We start from the raw sequence: 16087 nt of genomic DNA, 5'->3' as shown, positions 1-16087 counted from the left end.
AGCGTGCCGGGAAATGGGGTGGGCGTGCCGGAAATGGGTGTGGCGTGGCGGAAATGGGTGTGGCGTGGCGGAAATGGTGTGGGTGTGGCAGGAAATGGTGTGGGTGTGCCGGGAGGAGAGGGTAAGCGTGGTGGTGGAGTCGGAGCGCGAGGGTACAGGCACGGTGGACGACTGGGACGTGGGGGGCGACGAGGAGGCCGAGTGCCGGGACGAACGTGGTGGAGTTCGTCCCGGCGCGCAGTCGGTTCAGTGGGATTCGGCCAGCTTCGCGCCCAGGGCGCGGAGGTGGTCGGTGGCGCCGCCGAGGGCGAATTCGTTGTGTTTGGCGGCGGTGAAGTAGTTGTGGGCCACGTGGTCTCGGTCGATGCCTACGCCGCCGTGTACGTGGACGACGGTGTGGGCGATGCGGTGACCGGCCTCGGCGGCCCAGAACTTGGCGGTGTGGATCTCGGCCCCGGCCGGTAGGCCCTCCGACAGGCACCAGGCCGCCTGGGTGACCGCCAGCCGTAGGCCCTGCAGGTCGATGTAGCCGTCGGCCAGCCGCTGTGCGACCGCCTGGAAACTGCCGATCTTCCGGTTGAACTGCTCCCGCTCCCGGCCGTATTCGGCGACCAGCTCCAGCGCCCGCTCCAGCGTTCCGAGCTGCAGGGCGGCCAGGCCCAGCCATCCGCGTGACAGCAGCCAGTCCAGGATCTCCGCGCCGGACTCGACCGTGCCGACCAATTCCGCCGGTGTGCGGTCGAATTCGAGTTCGGACTCCGGGCTGCGGTCGACCACCTGCTGCGCCGTCACCCGCACGCTCGCGTCGGACGGATCGACCAGGAACACCGCCGGTGCCCCGGAAATGCTGGCCGACACCAGGATTCGCGAAGCCTGCGCGGCGAACGGCACGACGGTCTTGGCGCCGGTCAGCCGCCAGCCCGCGCCGTCCGCGGCGGCCGTGGTCGTGGGCCGGGCGGGCTCCCAGTTGCGCTCCTCGGACAGCGCGACCGTCAGGATCGCTTCGCCCGCAGCGGCTTTCGCGGCGATATCGCGCTGGGCCTGCGACCCGAATGCCGCGAGCGCACCCGCGCCGAGCACGACCGACCACAGATACGGCACGGCCGCCACGTACTTGCCCAGCTCGCGCAGCACCGCCGTCTGCTCCAGGATGCCGAGGTCGCTGCCGCCGACGGACTCGGGCAACGTCGCCGCCAGGACCCCGGTCTCGGCCAGCGACTTCCACAGGGTGTCGTCGAAACGCACGTCCGCGGTGTCGAGTTCGCGCAGCCGATCGGCGGTGACGAGCTTGCCGCACACCTCGCCGGTCAACCGGGCGAGATCCTGCTGCCCCTCTGTCGGTGTGAAATCCATTGTGTCTACCTAGCTTTCGTGTCAACCGCGCGGCCAGGACGGGGTCCCTCTCCGCCCGACGCACGCGTGGCCATCGGGCTCAGCGGGTCGCGGCGGGTTGCTTCAGGGCGGTCATGGCGATGATGTCGCGCTGCACCTCGTTGGTGCCGCCGCCGAAGGTCAGGATCAGGCAGGCGCGGTGCATGCGCTCGAGCCGCCCGCGCAGCGCGGCGCCGGGGGAGTCCTGGCGCAGATAGCCCTGCGGCCCCAGCACCTCCATGAGCGCGCGGTAGGCCTCGGTGGCCAGCTCGGTACCGAGCACCTTGCAGGTGGAGGCATCCCACGGCTGCGGCGCGGCGTCGCCGCCCGCATCGGCGCCCGACGCGATCTCCCAGTTCAGCAGTTTCAGGAACTCGACCTTGGCGTGCACCCGGGCCAGATTCAGCCGCACCCACTCGCTATCGATCACCCGCGCGCCGTTGGAATCCTTGGCGTCGCGCGCCCACTCCACCGTCTGGTTCAGCGCCAGCTGCAGCGGCGCCGCGGAGGTCAGCGCCACCCGCTCGTGGTTGAGCTGGTTGGTGACCAGCGACCAGCCGCCGTTCTCCGGTCCGACCATCGCGCTGTGCGGCACCCGCACGTCCTGGTAGTAGGTGGCGCTGGTATCCGGCCCGGCCATGGTGTGCACCGGCGTCCAGGAGAAGCCCTCGGCCGTGGTCGGCATGATGAACATGCTGATGCCCTTGTGCTTCTTGGCATTCGGGTCGGTGCGCGCCGCCAGCCACACGTAGTCGGCGTACTGGATGAGGCTGGTCCACATCTTCTGGCCGTTGATGACCCAGTCGTCGCCGTCGCGCACCGCGGAGGTGCGCAACGAGGCCAGGTCGGTGCCCGCGCCCGGCTCCGAGTAGCCGATGGAGAAGTGCAGCTCACCGGCGGCGATCTTGGGCAGGAAGAACTTCTTCTGCTCCTCGGTGCCGTAGTGCATGATCGTCGGCGCCACCGAGTTGATGGTCAGGAACGGCACCGGGGCGCCCGCCGCGGCGGCCTCGTCGGTGAAGATCAGCTGATCCATGGTGGAGCGGTCCTGGCCGCCGAACTCCTTCGGCCAGCCCAGGGCGAGCCAGCCGTCGCGGCCCATATCCCGCACGACCTCCCGGTAGACGTCGCCGTGCCCGTATTCGCCGGTCTGGGCCGACAGCGCCGCGCGGCGTTCGGGGGTGATCAGCTTGCCGAAGTACTCGCGCAGCTCGGCGCGCAGCTGTTCCTGTTGCGGGGTATACGCAATGCGCATCGCGGTGACCTCATAACTTTGTTCGATAGCCGTCCGATATGGGGCTGGGCCGGTGTTCCGATCATTGCACATTGACTGAAACATGTTCCAGTATGGAGCCTAGATCCGGCCGCTTCAGCCGCGGTGGCCGGGATGGCCCTATAAGCTCGGCGATACCGGCGGCGAAGGAGATGGCAATGAAGGTCAGTGTGGATCTCGATCAGTGCGAGGCGAACGGAATCTGCGTCGGAATCGCGCCCGACGTGTTCGAACTCGACGACGAGGACGTGCTGCACATCGTGGAGGCCGAGGTTGCCCCGGATCGGCTGGCCGATGTCGAGACCGCGGTCTCGCAGTGCCCGAAGGCGGCGCTGAAACTTCAGTGACCGGATGCTTGCCGTTGACTGGAACACGTTCTAGAGTCGGCCCGTGGCTGAAAGTGAACTGAGTCTCTCCGGTCGAGTGGCGATTGTGACCGGAGCCGGAGCCGGGCTGGGACGGGCGGAGGCGCTCGCCCTGGCCGGTGCCGGCGCCGCCGTCGTGGTCAACGATCTGGCCGAAAACGAGGCGGTTGCCGCGACGCTCGCCGACATCCGCGCCCTCGGTGCCAAGGCCGAGTTCGTGGCGGGCAGCGTGGCCGAGCGGGCCACCGCGGACGCGTTGATCCGTACGGCGGACGAGGCGTTCGGCGGGGTCGACATCGTGGTGAACAACGCCGGGATCACCCGCGACCGCATGCTGTTCAATCTGTCCGACGAGGACTGGGACGCGGTGCTCGCGGTGCACCTGCGCGGTCACTTCCTGCTGACCCGCAACGCGGGTGCCTACTGGCGCGGCAAGTCCAAGGAGTCGGGCGCGCCGGTGTACGGGCGCCTGATCAACACCTCCTCCGAGGCCGGTCTGCTCGGGCCGGAGGGGCAGGCCAACTACGCGGCGGCCAAGGCGGGCATCACGGCGCTGACGCTGTCGGCGTCGCGCGGCCTGGCGCGCTACGGCGTGCGGGCCAATGCGATCTGCCCGCGGGCGCGCACCGCGATGACCGAGAAGGTGTTCTCCGACGCGCCCGAGGGCGAGGTGGACCCGCTGTCGCCCGATCATGTGGCGCGGTTGGTCGCCTATCTGGCCGCTCCGGCCGCCGCGGCGATCAGCGGACAGGTCTTCGTGGTCTACGGGCCGATGGTGGCTTTGATGGCCGCGCCGGAGGTCGAGCGGCGCTTCGACGCCGACGGTGCGGAATGGAGTTCGGCCGCACTGGCCGACACTCTCGGAAACTACTTCTCCGAACGGCCCTCGGGGCGTACGTTTTCCGCGACAGCGCTGCACGATCTCGGCTGAGTGAGCAACTGGTGTCAGCTGCCATCGGACACTGGTTGATCAGTTGTCCCGCAGTTGGTAGACATGGATCTCGATGGTGTGTGGCTCCTCACAAGGGCGCTCTGTACGCTGTATGAACATGTTCTAGCTCCAGACCCTGGCTCGACCGAAAAGGGCAGCTCAAAAACCACAAATTCTGCCCAGAATGCGGATGAACATGTTCTAATCTTCGAGACGGTGGACCTGCTGTGGACCCCGTCGCAGGCAGTATGTGCAAGGCACGGCTAGGAGGAATCGCGGAATGAACCAGGTTCTTGCCGTGCCGATGCAAGCGGTCGGCGGGTTCTTCGAACTCACCGCCGGTGTGGCACGAGCCCTGGTACGGCCCCCCTTTCAACGGCGCGAGTTCATCGACCAATCGTGGTTCGTGGCCCGGGTGTCGATCGCCCCGACCCTGCTGGTCGCCATTCCGTTCACCGTGCTGGTGTGCTTCACGCTCAACATCCTGCTGCGCGAGATCGGCGCGGCCGACCTGTCCGGTGCGGCCGCGGCGTTCGGCTCGGTCACCCAGGTCGGCCCGATCGTCACGGTGTTGATCGTGGCCGGTGCGGGCGCCACCGCGATCTGCGCGGATCTGGGGGCCCGCACCATCCGGGAGGAGATCGACGCCATGCGGGTGCTGGGCATCGATCCCATCCATCGGCTGGTGGTGCCGCGCGTGCTGGCGTCGATGTTCGTGGCCGCGCTGCTCAACGGACTGGTGTGCACGATCGGCATCCTCGGCGGTTTCGTGTTCTCGGTATTCCTACAGGGCGTGAATCCCGGCGCCTTCGTCAACGGGATCACGCTGCTGACGCATTTGCCCGAATTGGTTATCTCGGAGGTCAAGGCGACACTGTTCGGCCTGATCGCCGGGCTGATGGCGTGCTATCTCGGGCTGAATGTCCGGGGCGGTCCCAAGAGCGTCGGCGATGCGGTCAATCAGACGGTGGTGTTCTCCTTCATGGCTCTGTTCGTGGTGAACGTTGTGGTCACCGCCGTCGGCGTCAAATTCTCGGTGCGGTGACGGTATGGCCTTTGTGATCGAATCCCGCTTCCCGCGTACTGTGCGACGAGTGCGCAGGATGTCCGCCTCGCTGGACAACGTCGGAAGGCATGCGGTTTTCTACGCGCAGTCGCTGGCCTCCGTGCCGCGGGCGCTGACGCACTACCGCACGGAGACGATCCGGCTCATCGCGGAGATCAGCATGGGCACCGGCGCGCTGGCGGTGATCGGCGGCACGGTGGTGATCGTCGGATTCATGACGCTGTTCACCGGCGGCACCATCGCGGTGCAGGGCTACAGCTCGCTCGGCAATATCGGCGTCGAGGCGCTGACCGGCTTCTTCGCGGCCTTCATCAATGTGCGCATCGCCGCGCCGGTGATCTCGGGCATCGGCCTGGCGGCTACTATCGGCGCCGGCGCCACCGCGCAGCTGGGCGCGATGCGCGTCGCCGAGGAGATCGACGCCCTCGAATCGATGGCGATCCGGCCGGTGCCGTTCCTGATCGGGACCCGGGTGCTCGCCGGCATGATCGCGATCGTTCCGCTGTACGCGCTGGCGGTGATCGCCTCGTTCATTGCCAGCCGATTCGCGACGGTGATCATCTACGGGCAGTCGGCCGGTGTGTACGACCACTATTTCTCGACGTTCCTGATACCCAGCGACATCCTGTGGTCGTTCGTGCAGGCGATCGTCATGGCCATGGCGGTCATGCTGATTCACACCTACTACGGATATCACGCCACGGGCGGTCCGGTCGGTGTCGGAATCGCGGTCGGCAGCGCGGTGCGCGCCTCGCTGGTCGCGGTTGTGACGGTGACTCTGCTGGTGTCGCTGGCGATCTACGGCACCACCGGCAATTTCCATCTCTCCGGGTAGGCGGTATGGCGGCAAACAAACTGGTCGAAAAGGACGGCGCCGGAAAGATATTCGGCGCTGGGTGGGGCGTCAAATTGGCCGGGCTGGCAATGGTGCTGGGCATGGCGGCGATCGTCGCCGTCGCATTGACCATGTTCGCGGGCGGATTCACCGACACCCGGGCGATCTATGTCGAGGCGCCGCGGGCCGGGCTGGTGCTGGATCCGGATGCGAAGGTCAAGATCCGGGGCGTGGAAATCGGCCGGGTCTCGTCGATTTCGTATACGGGCGACAATGCGCGACTGCGGCTGGCGGTGGATCCGGAACAGCTGAAGCTGGTGCCCGCCAATGCCGTTGCCGACATCCGCTCCACCACCGTATTCGGCGCGAAGTACGTGAATTTCGAGATTCCGGAACAGCCGTCGAAGGACCATCTGCGCCCGGGCGCGACGCTGGCCGCACAGGCCGTGACGGTCGAGTTCAATACGCTGTTCCAGCATTTGACCGATGTGCTGGGCAAGGTGCAGCCGGAGAAGCTGAATGCGACGCTGACAGCGCTGGGAACGGCCCTCGAGGGCCGCGGCGCCAAACTCGGCCAACTGCTGGCCGACAGCGATCAGTATCTGAAGGACATCAATCCGAGCCTTCCGGATCTGCAACGAGATCTGCGGTCCTCGGTGGGCGTGACGAATCTGTACGCGGATACCGTGCCGGATCTGTTGCGCACCACCGACAATGTGCAGACGACCGGTGCGACGGTTGTGGAGAAAGAACACCAATTCGACGCCATGCTGGTGAATCTCATCGGGCTGGCCGATACGGTGTCACCCATCCTGCGGGACAACGAGCAGTCGCTGGTCACCGCGCTGGATCTGCTGCGGCCCACCACCGACCTGCTCTACGAGTACCGCTCGGGTCTGAACTGCGTAGTCGAGGGCATCGGTAACAACCTCGACCTGGCGAACCACATTTTCGGCGGCAGCGGGGCGGGCGTGCTGCTGAACGCGGGCTTCATGCCCGGCGGTGAGCCGTACAAATACCCGAAGGATCTGCCGAAGGTGAATGCCACCGGTGGCCCGCACTGCGAGAACATCATGGATCGCAAGCCGGGCAGCCACTCCAACTATCTGGTCACCGATACCGCGGAGGGCACCGTGTACACCCCTGAACTCCAGTCGCATCTCAACGGTTCCAGGGTCTTCGAGTTGATGTTCGCCGGAATGCCGGGGGTGCCCCACCCGTGAGCTTCAAACCACACGCCGCCACCGTGAAGCTGAGCATCTTCACGCTGGTCATGGTGCTCGTACTCGCGCTGCTCGGCGTGATCTTCAGCCAGATGCGGTTCTCCCGGGAGACCGGCTATCACGCGGTGTTCACCAATTCGTCGGGCATGCTGCCCGGTTCGAAGGTGCGCATCGCCGGGGTGCCGGTGGGATCGGTGTCGCGGGTGTACGTCGGCAAGGATCATCTAGCGCACGTCGATTTCGATGTCGACACCAAATACAAGCTCTACGCGAGCACCCGGGCGACCATCCGCTACGAGAATCTCGTCGGCGACCGGTATCTGGAGTTGCTGGAAGGCCCGGGTAACGCCCACCAGCTGTCGAAGAACGCCACCATCGGTACCGACAAGACCAAGCCCGCCCTCGATCTGGATCTGCTGCTCGGCGGGTTCAAACCATTGCTCAGAGGGCTCGACCCCGCCCAGGTGAACGACCTGACCAGTGCCCTGCTGCAGGTGTTCCAGGGGCAGGGCGGCGCGCTGGTGTCGCTGCTGAACAGCGGTGGCTCGTTCACCAAGACACTGGCGGACCGGGATGCGTTGATCGGCAGCGTGATCGAGAACCTGAAGACCGTGCTCGCCACCATCGACGACCGCGGCAAGGAATTCGATACCACCCTCACCGAACTGAATCGTCTGGTGAGCGGTCTTGCGGCGGACAAGGATCCGATCGGCGAGGCACTGCCGCGGCTCGCGGGCGCCACCGGGGACCTGACCGGCCTGCTGCAGCAGGCCCGTCCCGATCTGAAGCAGACCTTCGGCCAGCTGGGGCAGCTGTCGCAGAATCTCGACGACAAGTCCGGCGACCTGCAGGACATCTTCGATCAGCTGCCGGAGACCTACCGGAAACTGGTCCGGATCGGTTCCTACGGCTCGTTCCTGAACATGTACGTCTGCGGCGTGACCATGCTCGCCGACGGTCCCGACGGCAAGCCGATGGAAGTGCATCTGCCGGGTAATCAGTCGACCGGAAGGTGTGCGAGCGAGTGAACGGAAACCGGTTACTGTCGGCAGGCATCGTCGGCGTCGTGCTGGCGGCCACGATCTCGTTGTCCGCGTTGCAGTTCGACCGCCTGCCCTTCATCCGCAGCGGCGCCGAGTTCAGCGCGTTCTTCGCCGATGCCGGGGGACTGGTCCCCGGGGACCAGGTCCAGGTGGCCGGGGTGCGCACCGGTCAGGTCGAGGACGTGCGGCTCGAGGGCACCAAGGTGCGGGTGCGCTTCAGCCTGGACGAGTCGATAGTGCTGGGCGACAAGACGTCCGCGGCCATCAAGACCAACACTGTGCTGGGGCGCAAGTCGCTCGAGGTCGATCCGCAGGGCGCCGGGGCCATTCGCCGCGACGACGCGATTCCCTTGGAGCGCACCAGGTCTCCGTACTCGCTCAACGACGCGCTCGGCGATCTCGCATCGACCGTGCACGGCCTCGACCTCGATCAGGTGAACAAGACCCTGGACACGCTGTCGGAGACCTTCGCCGACACCCCGGCCCCGCTGCGGTCGGCCCTCGACGGTGTCACGGCGCTCTCGCGCAGCCTGAACGCCCGCGACGAGGCCCTCACCCAGTTGCTCGGGCGCGCCCAGAATGTCACCAAGGTGCTGGCCGACCGCTCCGACCAGATCAACGCGCTGCTGCTGAACGGCAACGATCTGCTCGGCGAGCTGGACGCCCGCCGCGCCGCGCTCAGTCAGCTGATCGTGTATGTGAACGGCTTGGCGCAGCAGCTGACCGGCTTCGTCGACGACAACGAGGCACAGCTGAAACCCGCACTGGAGAAACTGAATTCGGTGCTGGGGCTGCTGCAGCGCAACAAGGACAAGCTGGGACAGGCGCTCACCGACCTCGGCCCGTACGCGGCCGCGCTCGGCGAGCAGGTCGGCAGCGGGCCGTACTTCCAGTCCTACCTGGCCAACCTCACCAGCCCGACGATGCGGCCGCTGGTCGACGCGCTGGTGTGGCCGGAGCGCCTGCCACAGTCGTTCCAGGAGTATCTGAACGCTCCGCTGACGACCAACCCCGCCCAACAGGAGCCGCCGAAATGACTCCATTGCGCAAGATCTCCCAGCTGCCTCGCTGGACGCGGTACGTCGCCGCGGCCTTGGTCGTCGCTCTCGCCGGATGGATCGTCTACGGCGCCGTCACCAATATCGGAAAGACCCACATCACCGCGTATTTCCCGTCTACGAACGGCCTGTACGCCGGGGACGACGTGCGGGTGCTCGGGGTGAAGGTCGGCAAGATCAACTCGATCGAACCGGGCCGGGACCGCGTGAAGGTGACCATGACCGTGGACCGCGGCATCGACATCCCGGCCGACGCGAAGGCCGTCTCGGTGTCGCCGTCGCTGGTGTCGGCGCGGTTCGTGCAGCTGGCCCCGGTCTACAACGGCGGCCCGAAGATGCACGACAACGGCGAGATCCCGATCGAGCACACCGCGGTGCCGGTGGAGTGGGACGACATCAAATCCGAATTGACCCGGCTCTCAGAGGCTTTGGGTCCGGTGGGCGAGGACGAGCAGGGTTCGTTCGGCCGGGCGATCGGCACCGCCGCCGACAACCTCGGCAACGGCAACGCCCAGGCGCTGCGCGACACGCTGCGGGAGCTGTCCAGCACGCTGAACACTCTCTCCGACGGCCGCACCGATCTCTTCGGCACCATCCGCAACCTGCAGCAGTTCGTCGACGTGCTGTCCAAGAGCAATGACCAGATCGTGCAGTTCGGCGGACGGCTGGCGTCGGTCTCGTCGGTGTTGGCGGGCGTCTCGTCGGATCTCGGTGCGGGACTGGACAATCTGGACTCGGCGATCGTCGACGTCAAGCGGTTCCTGGACGAGCGCGGGGGCGCGCTCACCGAGGGCGTGCAGCGCCTGCAGGACGTCACGCAGCTGCTGGCCGACAAGCGGCCCGAACTCGAGCGGGTGCTGCATTCGGGCCCGAACGGCCTGGTGAACTTCTACCAGATCTACAAGCCCGCGCAGGGCTCCCTTACGGGCAACGTGACCGGCACCAACTTCTCCAACCCCGTCACCTTCCTGTGCGGGGCGATCGAGGGCATCGGGGCCAACGACTCCCAGAAGTCCGGGGAACTGTGCAGGCAGTATCTGGCACCGGTCCTGAATTCGCTGATGATGAATTATCCGCCGCTGATTGCGAATCCGGCCTCGCTGCAGACGGCGTTCCCGCAGCAGCTCGAGTACAGCACGCCGGATCTCGCGGAGCGGGTCCCCAGCGCCCCGCCCGTCGCGGTGCCGAGTGGCATCGCGGGCCTGGCCGTTCCGGGAGGTGGGCGATGAGGAGTCGCAGGATTCGAGCGGCCGGAATGGCCATCGGGCTCGCGCTGACGCTGGGCCTGGCGGGCTGCCAGTGGGACGGCCTGAACACCCTGCCCATGCCCGGTGCGGCCGGGACCGGGGAGGGCGCCTGGCAGGTCCGCATCCAGATGCCGAATGTCACCACGCTGACCCGCAATTCGCCGGTCAAGGTGGACGACGTGACCGTCGGGACAGTGACCGGGATCGAGGTGGAGAACTGGCACGCGCTGGTCACGGTCAGCCTCGACAAGGGTGTCCAACTGCCCGGCAACGCGGTCGCGCGCATCGGGCAGACCAGTCTGCTGGGTAGTAATCACGTCGAGCTGGCGGCTCCCGAAGGCGTTGCGGCGCAGGGGCAATTGCGCCCGGGCGATGTCATTCCGCTCGATCGCGCGGGCGCCTACCCGACCACGGAACAGACTCTGTCGTCGCTGTCGGTCGTGCTCAACGGCGGCGGAATCTCGCAGTTGGAGACCATCACGCACGAACTCAACGCGACGTTCACCGGGCGGGAGGACGCGATCCGCGACCTGCTGCCGCAGCTGAACCAGCTGACCACGACGCTCGATCAGCAGACCGGCGACATCATCGGCGCCATGGAGGGGCTCGACCGGTTCTCCGGTCAGCTCTCCCAGCAGAAGGATCAGCTGGCGTCGGCGATCGAGAACATCCACCCGGCGGTGACGGTGCTCGCGGATCGGCGCGAGAACATCACCAAAACCATTACCGCACTGGGTGATCTGAGCGATGTCGTGCAGCGGCTGATCGCCCAGGGCGGGGAGAACCTGAAGGCGGAGCTGGCCGACCTCGCGCCGACGCTCGAGTCGCTGGCCTCCACCGGCGACCGGCTCGCGGATTCGCTGCAGATGCTGCTGACGTTCCCGTTCCCGATCAAGGGCATCAACAAGGCGGTCAAGGGCGACTACATGAATCTGTTCGTCACCTACGACATCACCGGCAAGCGAATGGATTCCAACTTCCTCACGGGCAGCCCGCTCGGCGGCAGCCTCGGCGGGGTACAGGCGCTCTACGGCGTGGAGGGCGCGCTCGGCACCATCGCCGGGACGGCCGGGGAGAAGGGCGATCCCGTGCAGGGGCCGCTGCAGCCGCCCCCGGCCCAGCCGACCATTCCCGGGCTGCCGCCGATTCCGGGCCTGCCCGCCATTCCGGGATTGACGGTTCCCGGTGCGCCGCAAGGAGGTCCGGGGCAGTGAAACTCACGAAGTTCGTCCGGACACAGCTGGTCATCTTCTCCGTGCTGACGGTGATCGGCCTGGTGGTGATGTCCGCCAGTTATGTGCACCTCCCGGCGATGTTCGGATTCGGGCGCTACGAGGTGACCGTGAAGCTCGCGGCGACCGGGGGGCTGTATCCGACCGCCAACGTCTCCTATCGCGGCACGAATATCGGCAAGGTCGAGGAGGTTCGGCTCACGCCGGACGGGGTGGACGCCAAGTTGTCGGTCAACAGCGACTACAAGGTGCCCTCGGATGTGGACGCGTGGATTCGCAGCGTGTCCGCGATCGGTGAGCAGTACGTCGATCTGGTGCCCGCGCAGAATCCGCGCGGCGGCAACCTGTCCGACGGATCGGTGATCCCGACGCAGCGGACCAAACTTCCGCAGGATGTCGGCGCCATGCTCGATCAGGCCGACCGGTTGCTGAACAGCATCTCCGACACCAAGCTCCGCGAGGTCATCGACGACGCGTTCACGGCGTTCAACGGCGCCGGGCCGGATCTGCAGAAGTTCATCGACTCCGCCTCGCTGCTGGTCCAGGAGGCCAAGGCGAACACCGGTCCGACCAAGGATCTGCTGGCGAAGCTCGGGCCGCTGCTGGACACCCAGAACGAGTCCGACGCCGCCGTCCGGTCGTGGACCAGGGATCTGGCCACCGTGACCGACCAACTGCGCGAACACGATCCGTCGCTGCGGGGGCTGATCGATAAGACTCCGGCCGCGGCGCAGAAGGTCAGTTCGACCTTCCAGGACCTGAAACCGACACTGCCGCTGCTGCTTTCGAATCTGGTCAGCGTCGGCCAGGTCGGGGTCACCTATCACGCCGGGCTGGAACAGATCCTCGTGGTGCTGCCGCCGATGATCTCGGCGCTGTTCACCGCCGCGAAGACCGGGCCCACCAAGTACGGGGCCATGGTGGACTTCATGCTCGGGTTGAACGACCCGCCGGGGTGTATCACCGGCTTCCTGCCGCCGGATCAGCGGCGGTCGGCCAACGACTTCTCCATTCCGGATACGCCCGAGCTGTACTGCAAGGTCCCGCAGGACGCCAAGGAAGCGGTGCGCGGCATCCGCAACTACCCGTGCGCGGAGGTGCCGGGCAAGCGGGCCCCGACGCCGGAGCTGTGCCGCGATCCGCAGGGCTACGTGCCGGAGGGCAACAACCCGCCCTTCGGGGACACGAAGAATTTCGGGGCCTCGGGCGAACCCCCGGCGCCCCCGGCCACCGAGACGCATCCGGCGTCGGTCACCAGGCCGATGGACCCTGGCAGCGGCACCTTCCTGGGACCCGACGGGCGCACCTACCGACAGGGCGACGTGGCTGGTGACGGATCGGGAACGGTACCGTCGAGCTGGCAGTCGATGCTCGAGGAGCAGCAGAAATGAGCGAAAACAAGGGAACCGCCGGTCGGGCGCGCCGTCGCGTGGTGCGGTCGGCGGGACCGCCGGTCGACAGCGGCGGAGCCGCGCAATCGGTGGAACGCGCCACCCCCACCACCCAGCCCAAGGACACCACCCCATCCGCCGCGCCCTCCGACGAGCCGACCGTGAAGGTTGGCGCGCCCTCCGACGCGCCGACCGTGCAGGTTGCCGCGTCCTCCGACGCGCCGACCGTGCAGGTTGCCGCGTCCTCCGACGTGCCGACCGTGCAGGTTGCCGCGTCCTCGGACGAGCCGACCGTGAAGGTTGACGCGCCCTCCGACGCGCCGATTGTCGGGGGTGGGGCGTCGGCCGATGAGCCGACGGGGACCGGGCAACCGTCCGACGCCCCCGACTCGGCTTCTTCGTCTTCCCGGCATGCTTTTGGCCGGGATCCCGAGACCGACACGGAAGCAAGGGGCGTGGCCGAGTCCGGCGAACCGTCCCCGAAGAAGGCCGGCTCGGTGGGCATCCTCGGCTGGGCCGCCGCGGTGGTCGCGGTGCTGTCGGCCCTGGCGCTGCTCGGGTCCGGGGTGTTCTTCCTGTACCACGAGAATCAGGTGAGCGCGCAGGACACGCGGCGCGCGGATTACGCCCAGACCGCCAAGCAGGCGGTGCTCAACCTCACCAACATCAAGGGCGACACCGCGCCGCAGGACATCGATCGCGTCCTGGCGGTGGCGTCGGGGCAGCTGAAGGCCGAGTACACCGAGCGCAAGGACGCCTACGCGCAGGTCGTGCAGCAAGCCCAGGTGAGGGCCAGCGGCGAGATCATCGAGACCGCCGTCGAGAGCGACGACGACCACTCCGCCCGCGTGCTGGTCGCCGCCAAACAGACGCTGACGAACGCCGCCTCCCCGGACCCGCAGCAGCGGTACTACCGCTTCCGGGTCACGGTCACCCGCGGCGACGACGGCAACCTCACCGCCTCGCAAGTGGAGTTCGTGGCATGAAAAACATCCTGCGCACCATCCTGATCGCTTGTGCGGCAGTCCTTTTCGTCGCCGCTGCCGTCGTCGGCGGCCTCACCGGTTTCAAGGTCTGGTCCGACAACCAGGCCGACAGCGCCCGCAGCGATTCCGTCGCGGCGGCGCGCCGCACCGTGCAGGCCATGTTCACCTACGACTTCCACACCGTGGACACCGAGCTGCCCAAGGTCGGCGACAGCCTCACTCCCACCTTCCGCAAGGACTATCTGAAGCTCGTCAACGACGTGATCGCCAAGGGCGCGAAGGAGAAGGAGCTCAGCGTCCAGGCCAATACCCAGGCCGCCGGTGTCGTCTCCGCCGACCGCTCGCACGCGGTCGTGCTGCTCTATCTGAACCAGGTCACCACGAGCAAGGATGCGCCGCAGGGCAATGTGACGCCCAGCCGCGTCCGCGTCTCGCTCGACAAGGAAGACGGGCACTGGCTGGTCGGACAGGTGAATCCGATCTGATTACCGGCGCGCCGGGTCTACGTCGTCGTCGCTCAGCAGGGCGCTGCCTGCTACCTGGTCTTGGGCCAGGGCCTCGAGGAACGCGCGGGCCCAGCGGTCCACGTCGTGGGTGAGGACCTGGCGGCGCAGGGCGCGCATGCGGCGGCGCCGAGTGTCGGCGTCGTCGTCGAGGGCGGCCATGATGGCGTCCTTGACGCTGTCGAGATCGTGTGGGTTGCACAGGTAGGACTGACGCAATTCCGCTGCGGCGCCGGTGAATTCGCTGAGCACCAGCGCGCCGTTGAGGCCGCTGTGGCAGGCAACGTACTCCTTGGCCACCAGGTTCATGCCGTCGCGCAGTGGCGTCACCAGCATGGCGTCGGCGGCGACGAAGAAGGCGAGCAGTTCCTCGCGGGGGATCGGCCGGTGGATGTAGTGCACGACCGGGAAGCCGACCCGCGAGAATTCGCCGTTGATGCGCCCGACCTGGCGCTCTATATCGCCGCGCATCTGGATGTAGCTCTCGACCCGCTCGCGACTGGGCGTGGCGAGCTGCACCATCGCCGTATCGGACGGGTCGATGCGCCCCTCCTGCAGCAGTTCCTCCAGCGCCTCCAGGCGGATGTCGATGCCCTTGGTGTAGTCGAGCCGGTCCACGCCGAGCAGGATGTGCTTGGGGTTGCCGAGTTCGCTGCGGATCTGAGCGGCCCGCTCGCGCACCGACTTTCGTCGCGAGTTCTCGTCGAGTTCGGCCGAGGCGATCGAGATGGGGAACGCACCCACCCGCACGGTGCGGAAACCTACCTGCACCACACCCATTTTCGAGCGCACCCCGATGGTGCCGCGCGAAGTCGGCTGTCCGGCAAGCCTTCTCGCCAGATACAGGAAGTTCTGCGCACCGCCCGGCAGGTGGAAGCCGATCAGGTCCGCCCCCAGCAGACCCTCCACGATCTCCGTGCGCCACGGCAACTGCATGAACAGCTCGACCGGCGGGAACGGGATGTGCAGGAAGAAGCCGATGGTCAGGTCGGGCCGCAGCATGCGCAGCATCTTCGGCACCAGCTGCAGCTGGTAGTCCTGCACCCAGACGGTGGCGCCCTCGGCGGCGACCTTCGCGGTGTATTCGGCGAAGCGGCGGTTGACGTCGACGTAGGCGCTCCACCAGCGGCGCTGGTACTCGGGCCGGACGATCACGTCGTGGTAGAGCGGCCACAGCGTGCCGTTGGAGAACCCCTCGTAGTAGTCGGCGACCTCGGTGGCCGACAGCGGCACCGGATGCAGCTCCAGGCCGTCCTCGATGATCGGATCGACGTCGACGTCGGGCACTCCCGCCCAGCCCACCCAGGCGCCGTTGTTGTTGCGGAGCACCGGCTCCAGCGCCGTCACGAGCCCGCCGGGGCTGCGCTTCCAGCGCGTGGAGCCGTCGGGTAGTCGCTCCAGATCCACCGGCAGCCGGTTGGCGACGACGACGAAGCCGGAGCCCGCGTCGCCGCTCTGGTAGCTCGATGGGGTGGGGTCGGCATCCGGCAGAGCGCGCTTCGATAGATCGGCTGGGGAATCGCTCTTCTGGTCCACTTCTGGATCCTCCGGTTGCTCGAGCCC

15 protein-coding genes are annotated in these 16087 nt (G+C 67.1%); 12 read left to right on the top strand and 3 right to left on the bottom strand.

What is annotated here, in order from left to right; translation table 11 throughout:
* Positions 1-246: 246 nt before the first annotated feature.
* On the bottom strand, positions 247-1353 hold the full coding sequence (locus tag ACYVLQ_RS22440) for an acyl-CoA dehydrogenase family protein (RefSeq protein ID WP_460699464.1): 1107 nt from the start codon (positions 1351-1353) through the stop codon (positions 247-249).
* A 79-nt stretch (positions 1354-1432) separates the two neighbouring features.
* Complete coding sequence (locus tag ACYVLQ_RS22435; protein ID WP_460699463.1) at positions 1433-2626, bottom strand: acyl-CoA dehydrogenase family protein; 1194 nt, start codon at positions 2624-2626, stop codon at positions 1433-1435.
* A gap of 176 nt (positions 2627-2802) precedes the next feature.
* Between ACYVLQ_RS22435 and ACYVLQ_RS22430 the strand changes: the two genes are divergently transcribed.
* The 12 genes from ACYVLQ_RS22430 (at position 2803) to ACYVLQ_RS22375 (ending at position 14506) form a co-directional block, all read left to right on the top strand.
* Positions 2803-2991 (top strand): ferredoxin, encoded by a 189-nt coding sequence (locus ACYVLQ_RS22430; protein WP_068026575.1) that lies wholly within the window; start codon positions 2803-2805, stop codon positions 2989-2991.
* 43 nt (positions 2992-3034) lie between these two features.
* The gene (locus ACYVLQ_RS22425) at positions 3035-3940 is read left to right on the top strand and encodes a 3-oxoacyl-ACP reductase (protein ID WP_460699462.1); all 906 of its coding nucleotides are present in this window, start codon (positions 3035-3037) and stop codon (positions 3938-3940) included.
* Between the two features lie 280 nt (positions 3941-4220).
* Complete coding sequence (locus ACYVLQ_RS22420; RefSeq protein ID WP_068026568.1) at positions 4221-4985, top strand: MlaE family ABC transporter permease; 765 nt, start codon at positions 4221-4223, stop codon at positions 4983-4985.
* A gap of 4 nt (positions 4986-4989) precedes the next feature.
* Positions 4990-5841, top strand: a complete 852-nt coding sequence (locus ACYVLQ_RS22415; RefSeq protein ID WP_460699461.1) for an MlaE family ABC transporter permease — start codon at positions 4990-4992, stop codon at positions 5839-5841.
* Positions 5842-5846: 5 nt separating this feature from the next.
* A complete protein-coding gene (locus tag ACYVLQ_RS22410) occupies positions 5847-7064 on the top strand; it encodes an MCE family protein (RefSeq protein ID WP_460699460.1) in 1218 nt (405 codons plus the stop codon).
* Positions 7065-7114: 50 nt separating this feature from the next.
* Positions 7115-8092, top strand: a complete 978-nt coding sequence (locus ACYVLQ_RS22405; protein WP_460699602.1) for an MCE family protein — start codon at positions 7115-7117, stop codon at positions 8090-8092.
* The gene (locus ACYVLQ_RS22400) at positions 8089-9144 is read left to right on the top strand and encodes an MCE family protein (RefSeq protein ID WP_460699459.1); all 1056 of its coding nucleotides are present in this window, start codon (positions 8089-8091) and stop codon (positions 9142-9144) included. Before ACYVLQ_RS22405 ends, ACYVLQ_RS22400 begins: the two co-directional genes overlap by 4 nt.
* A complete protein-coding gene (locus ACYVLQ_RS22395) occupies positions 9141-10394 on the top strand; it encodes an MCE family protein (RefSeq protein WP_460699458.1) in 1254 nt (417 codons plus the stop codon). The genes ACYVLQ_RS22400 and ACYVLQ_RS22395 overlap by 4 nt, the downstream gene beginning before the upstream one ends.
* On the top strand, positions 10391-11626 hold the full coding sequence (locus ACYVLQ_RS22390) for an MCE family protein (RefSeq protein ID WP_460699457.1): 1236 nt from the start codon (positions 10391-10393) through the stop codon (positions 11624-11626). The genes ACYVLQ_RS22395 and ACYVLQ_RS22390 overlap by 4 nt, the downstream gene beginning before the upstream one ends.
* A complete protein-coding gene (locus ACYVLQ_RS22385) occupies positions 11623-13035 on the top strand; it encodes an MCE family protein (RefSeq protein WP_460699456.1) in 1413 nt (470 codons plus the stop codon). The genes ACYVLQ_RS22390 and ACYVLQ_RS22385 overlap by 4 nt, the downstream gene beginning before the upstream one ends.
* Entirely contained in the window at positions 13032-14021 is a 990-nt protein-coding gene (locus tag ACYVLQ_RS22380; RefSeq protein WP_460699455.1) for a hypothetical protein, read from the top strand. Before ACYVLQ_RS22385 ends, ACYVLQ_RS22380 begins: the two co-directional genes overlap by 4 nt.
* Positions 14018-14506, top strand: a complete 489-nt coding sequence (locus ACYVLQ_RS22375) for a h domain protein (protein WP_460699454.1) — start codon at positions 14018-14020, stop codon at positions 14504-14506. The genes ACYVLQ_RS22380 and ACYVLQ_RS22375 overlap by 4 nt, the downstream gene beginning before the upstream one ends.
* On the opposite strand, the gene ACYVLQ_RS22370 is transcribed toward ACYVLQ_RS22375, so the two are convergent.
* Positions 14507-16015 (bottom strand): alpha,alpha-trehalose-phosphate synthase (UDP-forming), encoded by a 1509-nt coding sequence (locus ACYVLQ_RS22370; protein WP_460699601.1) that lies wholly within the window; start codon positions 16013-16015, stop codon positions 14507-14509. It abuts the gene before it with no gap.
* Between the last annotated feature and the right edge of the window lie 72 nt (positions 16016-16087).

The organism is Nocardia thraciensis, assembly GCF_054782435.1.
This window is presented reverse-complemented; position numbering and strand designations above follow the sequence as displayed.